The following is a 14,726-nucleotide window of genomic DNA, read 5'->3' as shown; positions in this document are numbered from 1 at the left end:
ACTTAATGATTATTAGATATGCAACATTACTTTTTCACTAGGTTTGTTATTGAGTTCCGTATTAAAGAGATCTATTTTAGGTAAAGGTTTCACTGCTAATTGTGCTAGACCATGCTTTTGTAGAATTCCATTAGAAGTAATACGTGCAGACTCCAAGATAATCGGTAAACCACTTCCTGGATGTGTACCACCTCCAACTAACCAGCTATTTTTTAATTCTTCAAATTTATTGTGAGGGCGGAATGTCAGCATCTGTGTAAGCTGATGACCTAGGTTAAAAGTTGCTCCTTTATATACACCTAAATTCTCTTCCCAATTTTTCGGTGAAATTATGTGTTCTTCTTCAATGTATTGCTCTAGATTTTCAATGCCAAGTTTGTCCTCAATTAACCCAATTAGCATGTTACGATAATCTTGTTCACAGGTATCCCACTCAATATGACTGAAATTATTAGGTACTGGTGCTAATACATATAGCGTAGATTTCCCTTGTGGGGCAACTGTCGGATCTGTTACAACTGCATTTTGAATGTAGATAGATGGATCATCCGACAACAATTTATGGTTAGTAATTTCTTCAACATTTTTTCGGTAATTTTTTGCAAACCAGATCGTATGATGGGGCAAATCAAATTTTTTATTGACACCTAGATAAAGCATAAAAGTAGAGCAAGAGTATTTTTTCTTCTCTAACTTTTCTTTAGTGTATTTTTTTAGAACACCAGGCTCGACTAAGTGAGTCATCGCATGACCAAAATCACTATTTATTATTACTTCATTAGATGCTATTTTTTCGCCATTATCTAAAATGACACCCTTTACCTTTCGATCATCCAACCAGAGCTTTGAAACGCCACAGTTCGTGTAGATCTCTCCACCATTTTCTCGTACAACCTTTGCCATTGCCTGTGTTAACTTATTAATGCCACCTGTAATGTGGTAAACACCATAAGCATGCTCAATAAAAGATAGAATGGAAAATGCACCAGGACTTTCCCACGGAGACATGCCTAAGTATTTTGCTTGGAAAGTAAAGGCAAGTTGTAATTCCTCTTGCTTGTAAAATCGTGAAAGCGTATCGATTAAAGATCTACCGATTTCAAGCTCACCCAATGCCTTTAAAACTTTTGGGTGTAGTAAATCTGTATAACGGTTCATGCTTGCTTGCAATACAGGTACTAACGCTTCTAATTTGTGATTAGTTTCCTTCATATATTTTTCAAAAGAGCCCTCATTGCCTGGAAATAGTTCATTTATTTGACGAATCATTTCCTCACGATCACGAGTCATTTTAATGCGCTTATCGTGAAAAATTAATTCATACATTGGATCTAGGTTTACTAGATCTATATAATTATGTATATTTTTACAGGCAAGCTCGAATATTTCTTCAATAATATAAAACATATTTAAAAATGTGGGGCCCATATCAAATTTATATTCTCCTAGCTTTATTTCACTTGTTCTACCACCAATATAGGGTTGTTTCTCGTAAACTTTGACATTAAATCCTTTAGCGCTAAGCAGCATTGCCGACGCTAAACCACCTGGACCAGCTCCTATAACAATAATCTCCTTTTTCATTGTGAAAAACCTCCGTATCTGCTATTTAGTCTTATAACACTACCTGTATTGAGTCATGATTTATAAATAGATAAAAATATTTATTTGTTGTACAAAAGTTATACAGTGATTATACAATTAGTGTACAAAAATGTGCAAACTATATATTCTTGAAATTTAAAAAATTATTTTATGGCTATTGCGTGCAAAAAAAAATCATAGACAAAAGCATGTGTAACCAATGCTTTCATCCATGATATTCTCGTTGAACTTCTCAATAAAATAGATTGTAAGAACAATGCCTTATTTAAACAGGGATAGCAGTATTAATAAACTTTTTAACTTTTGCTTATAGTACTAGTTCTAACCAAAACGTTAAACTCCTACTAAAAATAAATGTTATTTAGAGTGAGAGTTATTTATAACTTCATCAATAGTACTGGCAATAGCAATTGAATGTAAGGAATGTGTTTTTAAATACTCTTCAGAGCCAGCACCCCCCATATAAAATCGAATAGCAGGATGTTTTGCAGCGAAGTCATCTAATTGCTGAATGCTAGTAGGGTATAACTCAAATGGCCTTGTAGTCATAGCAGATAATAGAACCACCTTTGGTTTAAAATGTATGATTAAAGATTCAATTGCCCCAACAGCTGGAGAACTGCCAACAAGGAATGATCGCCAACCAGCCATCATTGCTTGCAACAATAAAATATGAAGTTGAACTTCATGATGCTCCCCTGGTAAGCATGCTCCCATTATAAGTGGTGCATCCTCTTTAGAGTGGTAATTCCTTCTTAATTGTACTAAATAATCTCTAACAATCATTGTAGTAACAGATTCTTGATACTCGGTCCATACCTGTTTTTCCCATAATCTTCCTACCTCTTGTAAGAAAGGAATAATCACATGAGATAGAAATTTTGCTAATCCTAATGAATGATTTGCTTGTTGCAGGAGTCGATTAAGTTCTACTTCATTGCAAAGTCTTCCTTCTTCCAATAAAAGATTACAGAAATGATCTACATTGTCGCTTTTGGTCAACACTGTGGGGGTAACTGCCTCTAAAACATTTTGATTGCTAAGTACAATTGTCACTGCTTGTTTTATAGAATAGCCTTGGTTCGAAAGGCTAAGTACTTTTAAATATAGCTGCACATCCTTTTCACTATAAACACGGTGTCCATTTTCTAATCTTTTGGGGTGAACAAGTTGGTAGCGCTCTTCCCATTTACGTATCACTTGTTTGGATAGTCCTGTGATTTCAGATACCTGCGTAATATTATATTGCCAATCTGTTGGTGTCATTATTTCCCTGCCTTTCTATAGCTAGTAACATTCATGATTGTGAGTATTTGTGTGCCGTAGTGCTTTCCGAAACCTTACAACTTTTCATATTATAATATAGATATTTAAAAGTTGTACAACAATTGTATAACTATAGTGGTTGAATATTGAATAACAGGGAAATAGGGGTGGGGAATTTAATGAGACAATTTGTTGTTTTTTTCTTCCATACCATAATGAGTAGGCTATACGATTTTATAGATAAGCTAATGGCTTTAAATAATTTATTAATGTTATGTAAGCGGAGTAATTATAAGTTGGAATGGGTAATGAATATATTGAATTAGATGATGTATATGAGGGGGAAAGAACATGAAATGGCTTGCACTCATAAGTTATTTCGCCATGGTTATTATTAATGGACTAGCTAGTACGGTGGGGATTAATGGGAAAAAGACAGGTGAAATTTCTAATCAGGTAGATGTATTGTTTATTCCAGCAGGCTATGTTTTTAGTATTTGGGGCTTGATTTATTTTTTATTATTCATTTGGCTTGTACAACAATTTCGGTCTTCAACTACTAATCGTATAAATAGCAATCTGGGTCTCTTTGTAATCACTGCATTTTTAAATATCGCATGGTTGTTGAGCTGGCATTATGAATTGTTTATAACGTCCATTGTTATTATGGTCGGCTTATTGGTTCATATAATTTTTCTGTATGTAAGTTACCCGAAAGAGAATAATCGTTTTTCAGGGAGACTTCCATTTTCTGTATATTTAGGGTGGATTAGTGTGGCGTTGATGGCTAATATTAGCTTTGTGCTTAAATATTATGAGTGGGATGGGTTTGGGCTCTCGGAGGAAATATGGGCACAGTTATTACTTGTTCTTGCGACTGTGCTAGCTGCTTTTATACGTGTTTATAAGCAAGATGTATTTTTTCCATTAGTAATTATCTGGGCTTTTATAGGAATCGCTATCAAGAATGGAGCAGATGCAGGGAGTATTTTCTATATGCCATTTATATATAGTTTGTTCCTGGTAATTTGGATTTTCATTGGAAGGCCTAAAAGAATATAGTTAAAGTATCTATAATATTTGATAGAAAGCGTGCTTTGAAAAGAAAATTTATTTATAAAGAAACCCAAACCAATGAAGTGTTATGAGCTTCTGTGTAGTTTGGGTTTTTTGTAAAGATAGGTGACCTTTCATCCAATTCTTCTTATCCAATGATTAAAATGTATTCACTTTTTTGAATGTAGAAATAATGGAAATATAAAGGGAATAAGCTCTTTTTGTCGAATCTTCTTATGATGAAAGGAGTAATCAAGTTTTGCTTGTCACAAATTATTTTTATGATCTACCAGAAGAGACCAAAGAATCTATTTATTTATATGAATATAATCTTATATTGAGTAAAGAAGTTGAAATCATTCAATTACATCGAAAACGGTCAATTGTTTATGAAATGAAAAACAAAGGAATTATATTGAAAAAATTTTTATCTGAAGGAAAAGGGGATAACGATATTTACGCATTGTTGGAGTTAAACAGTAGTCCTTATTTTCCTAAAATTTATGCATATAAAAAAAGAGAGTTTTTATTTGTAGAAAAAGTGAATGGTAAAACTTTATCACAGGTTTTAAAAGAAGGTATAACTAACAACGAATTAAAAGAAATTGTTTTGAAAATGATTGAAGCAAAAAAAGATATGATGAATGTAGACAGATACGATTTTGATTTTAAATTTGAACATATATACTGGGATACGGAAAATAGCACTTTGAAATGGATTGATTTGGGGGCGTGTGTAAAAAACCCAATAGGATATTCTGAAGAAGAAAAAAAGAAACGAATTGAATATTGCATTAACCAAGTCAAACAACAATTTGCTAAATATGGGTATAGTTTGTTGGATAATTTAGAGGGGTTATAACTAACTATTGATTTCATTTTGTATCCTAGTTTAATTGAACATATTATGTATGCATGCTAATTGTAATCGAATCTTTCGATTTATTTTATCGAAATAATCATCTTTATCGATTTGTGAAATCATAATAAGCTATTGATATACGGGGACACTAGTTAAAACTTTAAGGAAGTAGGGATACTAAATGTCAATAGCAGTTATTTACGGTGGCAATCGGTCGAATGGGAATGTAGAGACTTTAACAAAATTAGCCACTCAAGGCCTAATGATTGAAGAAATTTATCTAAAGGACTGTGTTATTCAGCCAATAATCGATAAGCGTCATGCTGCGGAAGGTTTCACAGATGTCAGCGATGATTATAACGCCGTCATTGACCGTATTCTTCCACATGATATTCTTATATTTTCTACGCCTATTTATTGGTATAGTATGACAGGAGCGATGAAGAACTTTATAGATCGATGGTCACAAACCTTAAGAGACCCGAATTATCCTGATTTTAAAGCATTAATGTCTTCTAAAAAAGCATATGTTATTGCAGTTGGTGGAGATGAGCCTTATATAAAGGGGTTACCAATGATTCAGCAATTTCAACATATTTTTGATTTTGTTGGGATAACCTTTGAGGGATATATTCTAGGAGAAGGAAACAAGCCAGGCGAGATCCTTCAAGATCTAAAAGCATTGTCTGCAGCTGATCATCTTAGAAAAGAATTACAATAAGTCGACCTTATTGGCCTTTAGATGATATTGACTATTTTTATAGCACAATACAATGAAACGAATTTGGAGGAAAGAAGTCTCCAAATTCGTTTCTCTTTATATGATGAAAGGTTCTTTTGATGTTAGATATTTACTTGCGCTATTGGTAAATGCAGCCATCTCTTTCTTTCAGCTACAAACTAGTGTATATTGGATTTTATTATCGAAAAGGATGAATGTTTTAACAAAAACTATCGAAGAAATAGATGAAGGGGTTCAATTGATGGATATTAAGCAGCTTCAAACGTTTTTTACAGCAGCTGAAACATTAAGCTTTACACAGACAGCCCAGCTTCTTGACTACGCTCAATCGAGTATTACAGCTCAGATAAAAACATTAGAACAAGAGTTAGGTGTTCAGCTTTTTGAGCGGCTTGGCAAGCGTATTATTCTCACAGAAGAGGGCAAGCGTCTACAGCATTATGCAAAAAAAATGCTTGAGCTAGACCGTGAAATGAAAAAAGCTATATCCAATGAGCAGGAGCAAGTCCTATTGAAGGTAGGGGCACAGGAAAGTCAGTGTGTCTATCGACTACCAAGTATTTTACAGCAATTTCAACAAGCACACCCGCAAGTGAAAATCATTTTCAAGCCTGTGCATACAACAGCTATTGCAAAGGATTTATTACAAGCTGGTAAACTTGATATTGCATTGATAACGGACACTTATCAGGAAACAGCCATGCTCAAGCGAGAGCGATTGATTCAGGAACAGCTTGTTTTTGTGAGTGCCCCCAAAGAAATTAGTCAGCCTCTATCGGCTCAACAAATTTCAACTGAAACGATGTTGTTAACAGAAACAGGGTGCTCCTATCGTAATCATTTAGAGGCACAGCTACAGCAAGAGGGTGTCAATCCCTTACAAATGATTGAATTCGCCAGTATTGAAGCAATCAAGCAATGTGTGATGGCAGGGTTAGGTATTACATTTTTACCTAAAATGGTTGTAGAGAAGGAGCTGGAAAGTGGGCAATTAATGGAAGTACCGTCCACAATTGATTTAGCGCCAATTTATACAGATATTGCATGGCATAAAGATAAGCATATGCATCCCTGTCTCGAAGATTTTATTGCCATCGCCAAACATAGCTATGAAGCTTTTAAGGATGAAAAAAGAGCCTGAATGATTCAGACTCTGTTACAAATTATTGCTGCTTGAGGGTACCCGAAAAATTGGTGCCTTCATTACGTTCAGCACGACAATCAATCTCGGACACCTTTAGGGCATTATTAGATAAACGTTCAAACTCGACAACACAACGATTGCCATTCGAGGATGTATTCATAAGGGCTTTCGTATTGCTTGTAATTGTGGCTGTGCCATTTACACTACCTGAAGCGGAGCCATCATTCGCCGTTAAAGCAATAGAAAAGCTCTTGTTTGTGGCATTGGAGATTATAGCATCACGGCGGTTAAACTCATTTGTACCCTTACCCCATTTGTAGTAATAAGTATACACACCTTCCCATGCGCTTTTACTAGGAGTAGCCTGCTGTAATGATTTGTCGAGCTGATTTTGAGCATTTTTTGCCCTATTATTTAAGGATACGTTGTTGGCATTCTCATGAATTGCTTGTGCATCCGCTGAAATTTCATAATAATTTCGTTCGTCCATACGATAGAGCATCGTAACAACTTGCGCACGGGTCATGTTGCTTGTCACGCCATAAAACTTTTGTAAATTACGCTCTTCATACTGTGGATTTAGCCCGGAAGAAATATAGGTATCAAGTAAAAATTGAATAGATTGATCTAAGCCCTTCTTACCGCTAGCTAAATGAGCAATAGCCTGTGCCACTACACCACGCTTCACAGTAGCCGCTCGGATTCGGTTGTCGAAATAGCCATTTAAAGGCACCCCATAGCTTGCGAGCTGATTATAGAAATCATCCGACCAGTTTGCCGAAGGCGTTTGCTTTTTTAATTCGTCGATGGGCGTTTCAAGCTCATAAAAATTGGCTAATAATTTTGCTAATTGCTGTTCAGTAATGGTAGCATTCGGTTTAAATGTACCGTCTGTAAAGCCATTAACAATATCATATTCTTCTGCCCATAAAATAGCTTCATATGCATAATGATCCTTTGATACGTCCCGAAAGCCAGCAGCTTGTACATTGCCTGCACTAGCTATAATCAGAATAGAAAATAATAAAGTACCTATTAATTTTTTCATTTGTTGTCTTCATCCTTTCTTGCTCGCTTTAGTAATAGTTTGCAGGAAATGGATAAAAACTGCAAATTTTTCTAGTGAAAAAATAATCGCTGCCCTTTGTCGGGTAGCGATTATTTTAAACGTCGTTATTGGGCTGTGTAGCCACCATCTACTGTTAATGTGTTCCCTGTCATAAACGTTGAATCGTCACATGCCATAAATAAAACAGCTTTCGCCATTTCCTCTGGTTGTCCTAGTCGTTGCATAGGTGTGATTTGACGTAATGGCTCCTTACTTTCTTCTGGGATAATTGGTGTATCAATAAAGCCTGGACATAGGGCATTGACACGAATCCCTCGCGTAGCAAATTCTAATGCTAATGAACGTGTTAAATTAATCACGCCTCCTTTTGCTGCATTATAAGCAGCTGATCCTGGCGAGCCAACCCAACCATACATCGAAGCAGTATTAACGATTGTACCACCATTCGCTTTTAGCATTTCTTTGATGGCAGCCTGCGCCATTAAAAATACACCATCTAAGTCTACATTTACAGTTTGACGCCATTCCGCATAAGGAAGCTCCTCAGTTGGCGTAACACGACCAATCCCTGCATTATTAAAAAGGACATCGACTTTGCCAAATGCCTCAATAGTTGTTTGATAAATAGCTGCTACTTCCTGTTCTTCCGTTACGTTTGCTTTGATAAACATGGCTTTTGCTCCTGTTGCCTGTAGTTCAGCTGCAAATGCTTGGCCTTTTTCCTCGTTTAGGTCCACAAGCACTACTTTTGCTCCCTCTGCTACAAATAATTTGGCTGTTGCAGCACCGATACCAGAAGCACCACCTGTAATAATTGCGACTTTATCTTGTAATTTCCCCATACATGACACTCCCTTAAACAAACTTTTTTCTTGCACACTGTGTAAATCACGGTGTACTTTTATTGTAAAACGCCTGAAAACGGAAACAATCATTAATGTCGTAGTAAATATCTAACTAGTAGACATATGTGCCTGAAATGTCTAAAAGGGGGAAGTAAAATTGCCAAAATGGACACAAAGACAAGAAAGAACCCGCCGTCATTTTTATGAAGCGTTTGTCGATTTAATGAAACAACATGGTTTTCAAGCCATTACAGTGAAGGATATTGTAGAACGAGCGGGCTATAACCGTAGTACCTTTTATGTGCATTTTCAAGATAAATTTGAACTAGCAGAGAATTTGCTAGAACAAATGCTGAATGGTCTGGAAGTGGCAGTAGGTGAACCCTACCTATATGGAGAAAAGGTATACACGACAAAATTGAAAGCACCATCCTTTAATATTATTCATTACATTTATAAGCACCGTTTGTTTTTCGAGCTGCTGAATGTGGAAGATACGATTCCTGGGTTGCACACCCGTATGCCCTTAACGATCACAAAAATTTATCAAGAGCAATTTAAATTTGAGACGATCAATCAGCAGCCTGTCAACATGAACATGTTCAAACATTATACTTCCTACGGCTTTTATGGATTGATGATGCAATGGATTGCAAGCGGCTATGAAAAATCAGAAGAAGCTTTAATCAAGGATATTATTGAATTAACAAAAACACATATTTATGCATTTAAATTTATAGGAAAGCCGCTAGTAAAAGAAGAATAAAAGTATATTAACATAAATCTATGTATTTTTATAAAAGAATCTCTAATGTCTGCATTAGGGATTTTTTTGTTTGGGCTAAACTAATTTTTGTGTAAGAAAAAAATTTTTTTAAAGAAATTTTCATAAAATAGTTGAATTTTCTTTGTATTAAGCATATATTTTTCCTAAGGGAAACAAAATATCTCCAAAGAAAGAAGAGTGCGTGAATGAAAAATTTAGGTGATTTCAAGCTGACGATTCTTCCAATGGCCATTTTAATTATTTTAGCAATCGTATGGAAACTGACCGATTCAGTAGGCGCAGGTATGATGTTAATCCTTTTCTGGATGAGCTGGCGCCAGCTTATCAGGAAAATGAATATAAATTAAGGTATTGTGTGGAAAAAGTTGGGATATTGGCGTTAAATACGACTAGGGCGGGCATGACAAACAATTTACGGCTTGTCCGCCTATTGGTTACTTCGTAGTTTAGGCACTTTTTTCAAACAATTGCTTAATAAAGAGAAAGTTGAGGTAGGAAAATGAAACAATGGTTAGGTGTGGTGGTATTATCACTCTCATTTCTATTATTTGGCTGTTCAGCAGAAACAGAGGGTGAAAAAGAAGGCATTGTGGTTGCAACCACAGGACAAATTGCAGATGCGATTAAAGAAATCAGTGGTGATCATTTACAGGTATCAGCATTGATGGGTCCAGGCGTAGATCCCCATCTCTACAAGGCGACTCAAAGTGATTTATCGAAATTGGATAAAGCAGAAGTCATTTTTTATAATGGCTTACATTTAGAAGGACAAATGCTCGATATCTTTGAACAAATGGCGAAGGATAAAACGGTCTTGGCAGTGGGCGAGACATTAGATGAAAAGCAACTGCTTGCCAGTGATACGGATGCCATGCTCCATGATCCACATATTTGGTTTGATGTTGAGCTTTGGAAAGGTGTTGTCAAGGCAATCAGTACGCAGCTTCAGGAAGAATACCCTGAATTTAAAGCAGATTTTCAAACAAATGAAGCAGCTTACTTGAAAAAGCTGGATGATTTACAAAGCTACGCAGAAAAGCGTGTGAATGAAATACCACAGCAACAAAGAATATTAGTAACGGCTCATGATGCATTCAATTACTTTGGCAGAAGTCAGGGATTTGAAGTACGTGGCTTGCAAGGGCTGAGTACGGATTCAGAGTATGGTGTGAAGGATGTTCAGGAGATGGTTGATTTCTTAGTAGAAAATAAGATTAAGGCTCTTTTTATAGAATCCAGTGTGTCCGATAAGGCAATGAAAGCTGTTATTGAAGGGGCTAAGGAGAAAGGTCACGACATTGTCATCGGTGGGGAATTATTCTCAGATGCTATGGGAGCTGAAGGAACAACAGAAGGTACGTATATAGGTATGTATCAACATAACATCGACACGATCGTCGATGCATTAAAGTAGGTGAAGAATATGTATGCATTAACAGTGGAAAATCTATCAGTGGCGTATGATAAAAAAACAGTATTAGAAAATGCCTGTGTAACAGTGCCTACAGGTCATCTAGCTGCCATTATTGGCCCAAATGGTGCAGGGAAATCCACATTTTTAAAGGCCATTTTAAATCAGCTTCCTAATAAAGTGGGAAAGGTAGAAATTTTAGGGAAGGTGTTTGAGCCAAAGAGTTTAGTCGTAGGCTATGTGCCTCAGCGTAATGCGGTGGATTGGGATTTCCCAACAAATGCGTTGGATGTGGTGCTCATGGGGCGTTATGGCCATACAGGCCTATTTAAAAGACCGTCTAAGCAGGATAAAATTGTTGCTCGACAAGCTTTAGCAAGTGTTGGGATGCAGGATTTTGCAGAGCGTTCCATCGGGCAGCTTTCAGGAGGCCAGCAACAACGTGTATTCCTAGCTAGAGCCCTTGCACAAAATGCAGATATATATTTTTTAGATGAACCATTTGCAGGAGTAGATGCTGCGACAGAAAAAACGATTATTGATATTTTAAAGGATTTAAAGGCACAGGGAAAAAGTATTTTTGTTGTGCATCACGATCTTCAAACCGTCAAAGAATACTTTGACTATACGATTCTATTAAACAAAACGATTTTAGCATCAGGCGCAACGGAAGATGTTTTTACACCAGAGCAATTACAAAAAACATATGGTGGTAAACTTTTCATGATGCAGCATGTGTAAGGAGGGACATAATGTTAAGCGGTAACTTATTGTGGGTACTGAGTGGAACGATGTTACTTGGCATTGCAGCAGGCATCACAGGCACGTTCTCCTTCTTACAGAAACAAAGTCTAGTTGGGGATGCTGCTGCGCATGCAGCATTACCAGGTATTGCCCTTGCGTTCCTGCTAACAGGTCAAAAGGAATTGCCAATTTTAATGCTAGGAGCGGGCATTACATCTGCATTATCTGTGTATTGTATTCAATGGATTGTGTCATTTTCAAAAATGAAGGCTGACGCTGCCATTGGATTAGTGCTGACCGTATTTTTTGGTGTTGGTGTTGTATTTTTAACAGTGGTTAACCGTAGCCCACTGGGGAATCAGAGTGGTCTGAATAATTTTATTTTCGGTAAAGCAGCGACGATGACCAAGGCAGATTTAATGTGGCTCTTTATTAGTGCAACCATCATTATTGTGGTTAGTCTCTTGCTTTATAAGGAATGGAAGCTACTGATCTTTGATCCTGTTTATGCAAAAGGGATTGGCTTACCAATAGAGGCTTTAAAGGCAACATTAACGGTTTTAATTGTCATGACAATTGTTACAGGTATACAAGCTGTTGGCGTTATTTTAATGTCAGCTTTATTAATTATTCCTGCTGCCAGTGCCAAGTTATGGACAAAAAAATTGAGCACAATGCTCATTTTAAGTGCTGCGATTGGAGGTATCGCTGGCATAACAGGAACCTTTATTAGTGCGATTCGAACAGGGTTATCGACGGGTCCTATAATTGTCTTAGTGGCAGCAGGTATATTCTTTCTATCGTATTTTATAAGTCCAACTGGTCAAATTAGTAAATATCGTAGGAAAATGCAATTTCGAAAGCAGGGTGATGTAGGATGATCGAATTTTGGGTTGTATTCACGGGACTGTTAGTTGGGGTAACTTGTGGAATTGCAGGTGTCTTCCTCATCTTGCGTAGAATGTCCATGATTGCAGATGCGATCAGTCATACAGTGCTCTTTGGCATTGTGATGGCTTACCTTATTACCCAAACGTTGAATGGTTTTTGGATGTTGGTAGGTGCTGCGTTTGCAGGGATTTTAACAGCCTATCTTGTGCAATTATTACATTCTTCTGGTATTCAAGAAGACGCAGCGATAGGCGTAGTGTTTACATCTCTGTTTGCAGCAGGTGTTCTCCTCATCACCTTATTTGCAGGCAATGTGCACTTAGATGTTGAGCATGTTTTAATGGGAGAAATTGCTTTTGTTCCTTGGGATAAATGGACATTGCTTGGGCTGGCAATGCCTAAGGCAGTATGGATGCTCTTACTCGTCCTCGTCATTAATATTGCGTTCCTACTCCTATTCTTTAAAGAAATGAAGCTTGCAACGTTTGACCCTGTGTATGCAGCAACCATTGGCATTCCCGTTGTCTTTCTTCATTATGGCTTTATGACATCGATTTCGTTTACAACAGTGGCAGCTTTTGATAGTGTAGGGGCCATTTTAGTGGTTGCCATGTTGATTGGGCCAGCTGCTACCTCCTATTTAATCAGCAAGACGATTAAGCAAATGTTCGTCTATAGTATGCTCTTTGGAGCTGCTGCTTCCGTCATTGGCTATTATTTAGCGAAATTTTGGGATACCTCTATAGCAGGTATGATGGCAACAACAGTCGGCTTCATTTTTATCGTGACGTTCATCTGTCAAAAAATCGTTGAGCGTAGAAAAAAAGTACTTGTTCATAAACTAGAAACTTCTTAATGAAAAACGTCGTTTGATACGCCCATCAAACGATGTTTTTTCTTTTGAGGACAAGTTCAAACTTTTGAATGAGTACTACTTCTAGGAAAAATAGTATACTCGTTAAGATAAACTAGAAAGAGAAAGAATAGTAGCATCTAGCAAATTTTTCTATATTGTTATGTACGAATATTTAAAATTTTGTTACGATAAATTTTATGATAGCAACAAGGAGAACAGCATGTGGAGAAATCGAAACGTATGGATTATTTTATTAGGTGAATTTGTCGTAGGTCTCGGCTTATGGGCTGGCATTATTGGCAATTTAGCCTTTATGCAAGAGGTAGTACCTTCTGACTTTCACAAATCATTAATTATTTCTTGTGGTATTTTAGCAGGCTTAGTTGTTGGTCCAATGGCAGGACGTATCATTGACCAATCGAAGAAAAAAACGGTTGTCCAGATGGCGAGTATCGGACGAATCATCAGTGTTTTATTTATGTTTATCGCACTTTATACTAATTCGGTCATTTGGATGATTCTATTTTTAATCACGCTGCAAATAGCAGCAGCATTTTATATGCCTGCCTTGCAATCTATTATTCCCATGATTGCGAAGGAACAGGATTTAATTACATTAAATGCTTGGCAAATGAATGCAAGAACCATTTCAAGGATCATCGGTACAGCCGCTGCTGGATTTATGCTCAGTTTTTTTGAGTTAAAATGGTTATATATTATTTCATTTATTGTCTATTTAGGCATGTTTGTCATTACTAGTTTATTGCAATTGGATGAAGCATCTACTGAAACGATGACAAACAAAGAAAAAGGGAATTTTAAAGAAGTGTTACCGATGATCAAAGAGCATCCAGTCGTCTTGATGACGCTTGTCTTAATGTTAATTCCTACATTATTTTTAGGCTCTTTTAATTTAGTGATTATGAAAATATCTGAAATTCATCAATCTACCACAATTTCAGGATTATTGTATACGGTGGAAGGTATCGGATTTATGCTTGGTGCAGCTGGTTTGAAAATGATTGCTGACCGTGTACAAATGGGTACACTGCTTTTTTCATTAGCCTTTATTATAGGCTCAATGGAGCTCCTATTATTACTTGCAGAGACTCCATTTTTCGCTTTAGTGGCATTTGGCGTTTTTGGCTTTTCAGTTGGCTGTTTTTTCCCAACGACAATGGTAATTTTCCAAAAACAAGTACCCAAACAGTTTCATGGACGCTTTTTCTCATTCCGCAACATGATTGATTCCGTCGTCTTTCAAATCGTGCTTTTATCGACAGGTATGATGCTAGATTTAATTGGTTTAAGTGGTATGGGACTTGTTTTCGGAATCATAAGCTTAAGTTTAACCACTACTTTCTTATTTTACGCAAAGAAAAAGAATGTCGTTATGCATGCACATTAATATCATGTCCTTTATGCATGACACCAATTGGGGCATACGA

At 36.6% G+C, this 14,726-nt stretch carries 15 protein-coding genes; 11 read left to right on the top strand and 4 right to left on the bottom strand.

What is annotated here, in order from left to right; all coding sequences use genetic code 11:
- Nucleotides 1-12: 12 nt before the first annotated feature.
- Together C7B89_RS06200 and C7B89_RS06195 are read right to left on the bottom strand one after the other, a co-directional pair.
- Entirely contained in the window at nucleotides 13-1,584 is a 1,572-nt protein-coding gene (locus tag C7B89_RS06200; protein ID WP_115673332.1) for a phytoene desaturase family protein, read from the bottom strand.
- 378 nt (nucleotides 1,585-1,962) lie between these two features.
- The gene (locus tag C7B89_RS06195; RefSeq protein ID WP_054550455.1) at nucleotides 1,963-2,871 is read right to left on the bottom strand and encodes a MerR family transcriptional regulator; all 909 of its coding nucleotides are present in this window, start codon (nucleotides 2,869-2,871) and stop codon (nucleotides 1,963-1,965) included.
- A gap of 351 nt (nucleotides 2,872-3,222) precedes the next feature.
- Between C7B89_RS06195 and C7B89_RS06190 the strand changes: the two genes are divergently transcribed.
- The 4 genes from C7B89_RS06190 (at nucleotide 3,223) to C7B89_RS06175 (ending at nucleotide 6,672) form a co-directional block, all read left to right on the top strand.
- Nucleotides 3,223-3,933 (top strand): TspO/MBR family protein, encoded by a 711-nt coding sequence (locus tag C7B89_RS06190; protein ID WP_054550454.1) that lies wholly within the window; start codon nucleotides 3,223-3,225, stop codon nucleotides 3,931-3,933.
- Between the two features lie 253 nt (nucleotides 3,934-4,186).
- Nucleotides 4,187-4,789 carry a hypothetical protein gene (locus C7B89_RS06185; protein ID WP_054550453.1) on the top strand — a complete coding sequence of 201 codons (603 nt, stop codon included), beginning with the start codon at nucleotides 4,187-4,189 and terminating at the stop codon, nucleotides 4,787-4,789.
- Between the two features lie 181 nt (nucleotides 4,790-4,970).
- A complete protein-coding gene (locus C7B89_RS06180) occupies nucleotides 4,971-5,510 on the top strand; it encodes a flavodoxin family protein (RefSeq protein WP_054550452.1) in 540 nt (179 codons plus the stop codon).
- Between the two features lie 262 nt (nucleotides 5,511-5,772).
- Nucleotides 5,773-6,672: a LysR family transcriptional regulator gene (locus C7B89_RS06175; RefSeq protein WP_054550494.1), complete on the top strand. Its 900-nt coding sequence runs from the start codon at nucleotides 5,773-5,775 to the stop codon at nucleotides 6,670-6,672.
- Between the two features lie 22 nt (nucleotides 6,673-6,694).
- Here the strand turns inward: C7B89_RS06175 and C7B89_RS06170 are convergent, their stop codons facing one another.
- Nucleotides 6,695-7,723: an S-layer homology domain-containing protein gene (locus tag C7B89_RS06170; RefSeq protein ID WP_054550451.1), complete on the bottom strand. Its 1,029-nt coding sequence runs from the start codon at nucleotides 7,721-7,723 to the stop codon at nucleotides 6,695-6,697.
- Nucleotides 7,724-7,848: 125 nt separating this feature from the next.
- Entirely contained in the window at nucleotides 7,849-8,586 is a 738-nt protein-coding gene (locus C7B89_RS06165; RefSeq protein ID WP_115673331.1) for an SDR family NAD(P)-dependent oxidoreductase, read from the bottom strand.
- Between the two features lie 160 nt (nucleotides 8,587-8,746).
- Here C7B89_RS06165 and C7B89_RS06160 point away from each other — a divergent pair, with 160 nt between their 5' ends.
- The 7 genes from C7B89_RS06160 to C7B89_RS06135 all read left to right on the top strand — a co-directional run bounded on the left by C7B89_RS06160 (nucleotide 8,747) and on the right by C7B89_RS06135 (nucleotide 14,686).
- Complete coding sequence (locus C7B89_RS06160; protein ID WP_115673330.1) at nucleotides 8,747-9,355, top strand: TetR/AcrR family transcriptional regulator; 609 nt, start codon at nucleotides 8,747-8,749, stop codon at nucleotides 9,353-9,355.
- A gap of 206 nt (nucleotides 9,356-9,561) precedes the next feature.
- Complete coding sequence (locus tag C7B89_RS23015; RefSeq protein ID WP_167444825.1) at nucleotides 9,562-9,723, top strand: hypothetical protein; 162 nt, start codon at nucleotides 9,562-9,564, stop codon at nucleotides 9,721-9,723.
- 152 nt (nucleotides 9,724-9,875) lie between these two features.
- The gene (locus tag C7B89_RS06155) at nucleotides 9,876-10,790 is read left to right on the top strand and encodes a metal ABC transporter solute-binding protein, Zn/Mn family (protein ID WP_115673329.1); all 915 of its coding nucleotides are present in this window, start codon (nucleotides 9,876-9,878) and stop codon (nucleotides 10,788-10,790) included.
- A 9-nt stretch (nucleotides 10,791-10,799) separates the two neighbouring features.
- Nucleotides 10,800-11,528, top strand: coding sequence for a metal ABC transporter ATP-binding protein (locus C7B89_RS06150; RefSeq protein ID WP_048392425.1), 729 nt, complete (start codon nucleotides 10,800-10,802; stop codon nucleotides 11,526-11,528).
- 11 nt (nucleotides 11,529-11,539) lie between these two features.
- Nucleotides 11,540-12,412 carry a metal ABC transporter permease gene (locus C7B89_RS06145; protein ID WP_054550447.1) on the top strand — a complete coding sequence of 291 codons (873 nt, stop codon included), beginning with the start codon at nucleotides 11,540-11,542 and terminating at the stop codon, nucleotides 12,410-12,412.
- A complete protein-coding gene (locus tag C7B89_RS06140) occupies nucleotides 12,409-13,278 on the top strand; it encodes a metal ABC transporter permease (RefSeq protein WP_048392426.1) in 870 nt (289 codons plus the stop codon). Before C7B89_RS06145 ends, C7B89_RS06140 begins: the two co-directional genes overlap by 4 nt.
- A gap of 220 nt (nucleotides 13,279-13,498) precedes the next feature.
- Nucleotides 13,499-14,686 carry an MFS transporter gene (locus C7B89_RS06135; RefSeq protein ID WP_054550446.1) on the top strand — a complete coding sequence of 396 codons (1,188 nt, stop codon included), beginning with the start codon at nucleotides 13,499-13,501 and terminating at the stop codon, nucleotides 14,684-14,686.
- The last annotated feature ends 40 nt before the right edge of the window (nucleotides 14,687-14,726 follow it).

This window comes from Lysinibacillus capsici (assembly GCF_003367505.1).
GTDB classification, from domain to species: Bacteria; Bacillota; Bacilli; order Bacillales_A; family Planococcaceae; genus Lysinibacillus; species Lysinibacillus capsici.
The sequence above is the reverse complement of the archived record's forward strand: the minus strand, read 5'-3'. Positions and strand labels throughout refer to the sequence as shown.

Excerpts from the sequence above, each read along its gene's own strand:
- C7B89_RS06165 (WP_115673331.1), bottom strand. The coding sequence starts at position 8,586 with ATGGGGAAATTACAAGATAAAGTCGCAATTATTACAGGTGGTGCTTCT.
- C7B89_RS23015 (WP_167444825.1), top strand. The coding sequence starts at position 9,562 with ATGAAAAATTTAGGTGATTTCAAGCTGACGATTCTTCCAATGGCCATT.
- C7B89_RS06145 (WP_054550447.1), top strand. The coding sequence starts at position 11,540 with ATGTTAAGCGGTAACTTATTGTGGGTACTGAGTGGAACGATGTTACTT.
- C7B89_RS06200 (WP_115673332.1), bottom strand. The coding sequence starts at position 1,584 with ATGAAAAAGGAGATTATTGTTATAGGAGCTGGTCCAGGTGGTTTAGCG.
- C7B89_RS06195 (WP_054550455.1), bottom strand. The coding sequence starts at position 2,871 with ATGACACCAACAGATTGGCAATATAATATTACGCAGGTATCTGAAATC.
- C7B89_RS06140 (WP_048392426.1), top strand. The coding sequence starts at position 12,409 with ATGATCGAATTTTGGGTTGTATTCACGGGACTGTTAGTTGGGGTAACT.
- C7B89_RS06190 (WP_054550454.1), top strand. The coding sequence starts at position 3,223 with ATGAAATGGCTTGCACTCATAAGTTATTTCGCCATGGTTATTATTAAT.
- C7B89_RS06150 (WP_048392425.1), top strand. The coding sequence starts at position 10,800 with ATGTATGCATTAACAGTGGAAAATCTATCAGTGGCGTATGATAAAAAA.
- C7B89_RS06170 (WP_054550451.1), bottom strand. The coding sequence starts at position 7,723 with ATGAAAAAATTAATAGGTACTTTATTATTTTCTATTCTGATTATAGCT.
- C7B89_RS06180 (WP_054550452.1), top strand. The coding sequence starts at position 4,971 with ATGTCAATAGCAGTTATTTACGGTGGCAATCGGTCGAATGGGAATGTA.
- C7B89_RS06135 (WP_054550446.1), top strand. The coding sequence starts at position 13,499 with ATGTGGAGAAATCGAAACGTATGGATTATTTTATTAGGTGAATTTGTC.
- C7B89_RS06175 (WP_054550494.1), top strand. The coding sequence starts at position 5,773 with ATGGATATTAAGCAGCTTCAAACGTTTTTTACAGCAGCTGAAACATTA.
- C7B89_RS06155 (WP_115673329.1), top strand. The coding sequence starts at position 9,876 with ATGAAACAATGGTTAGGTGTGGTGGTATTATCACTCTCATTTCTATTA.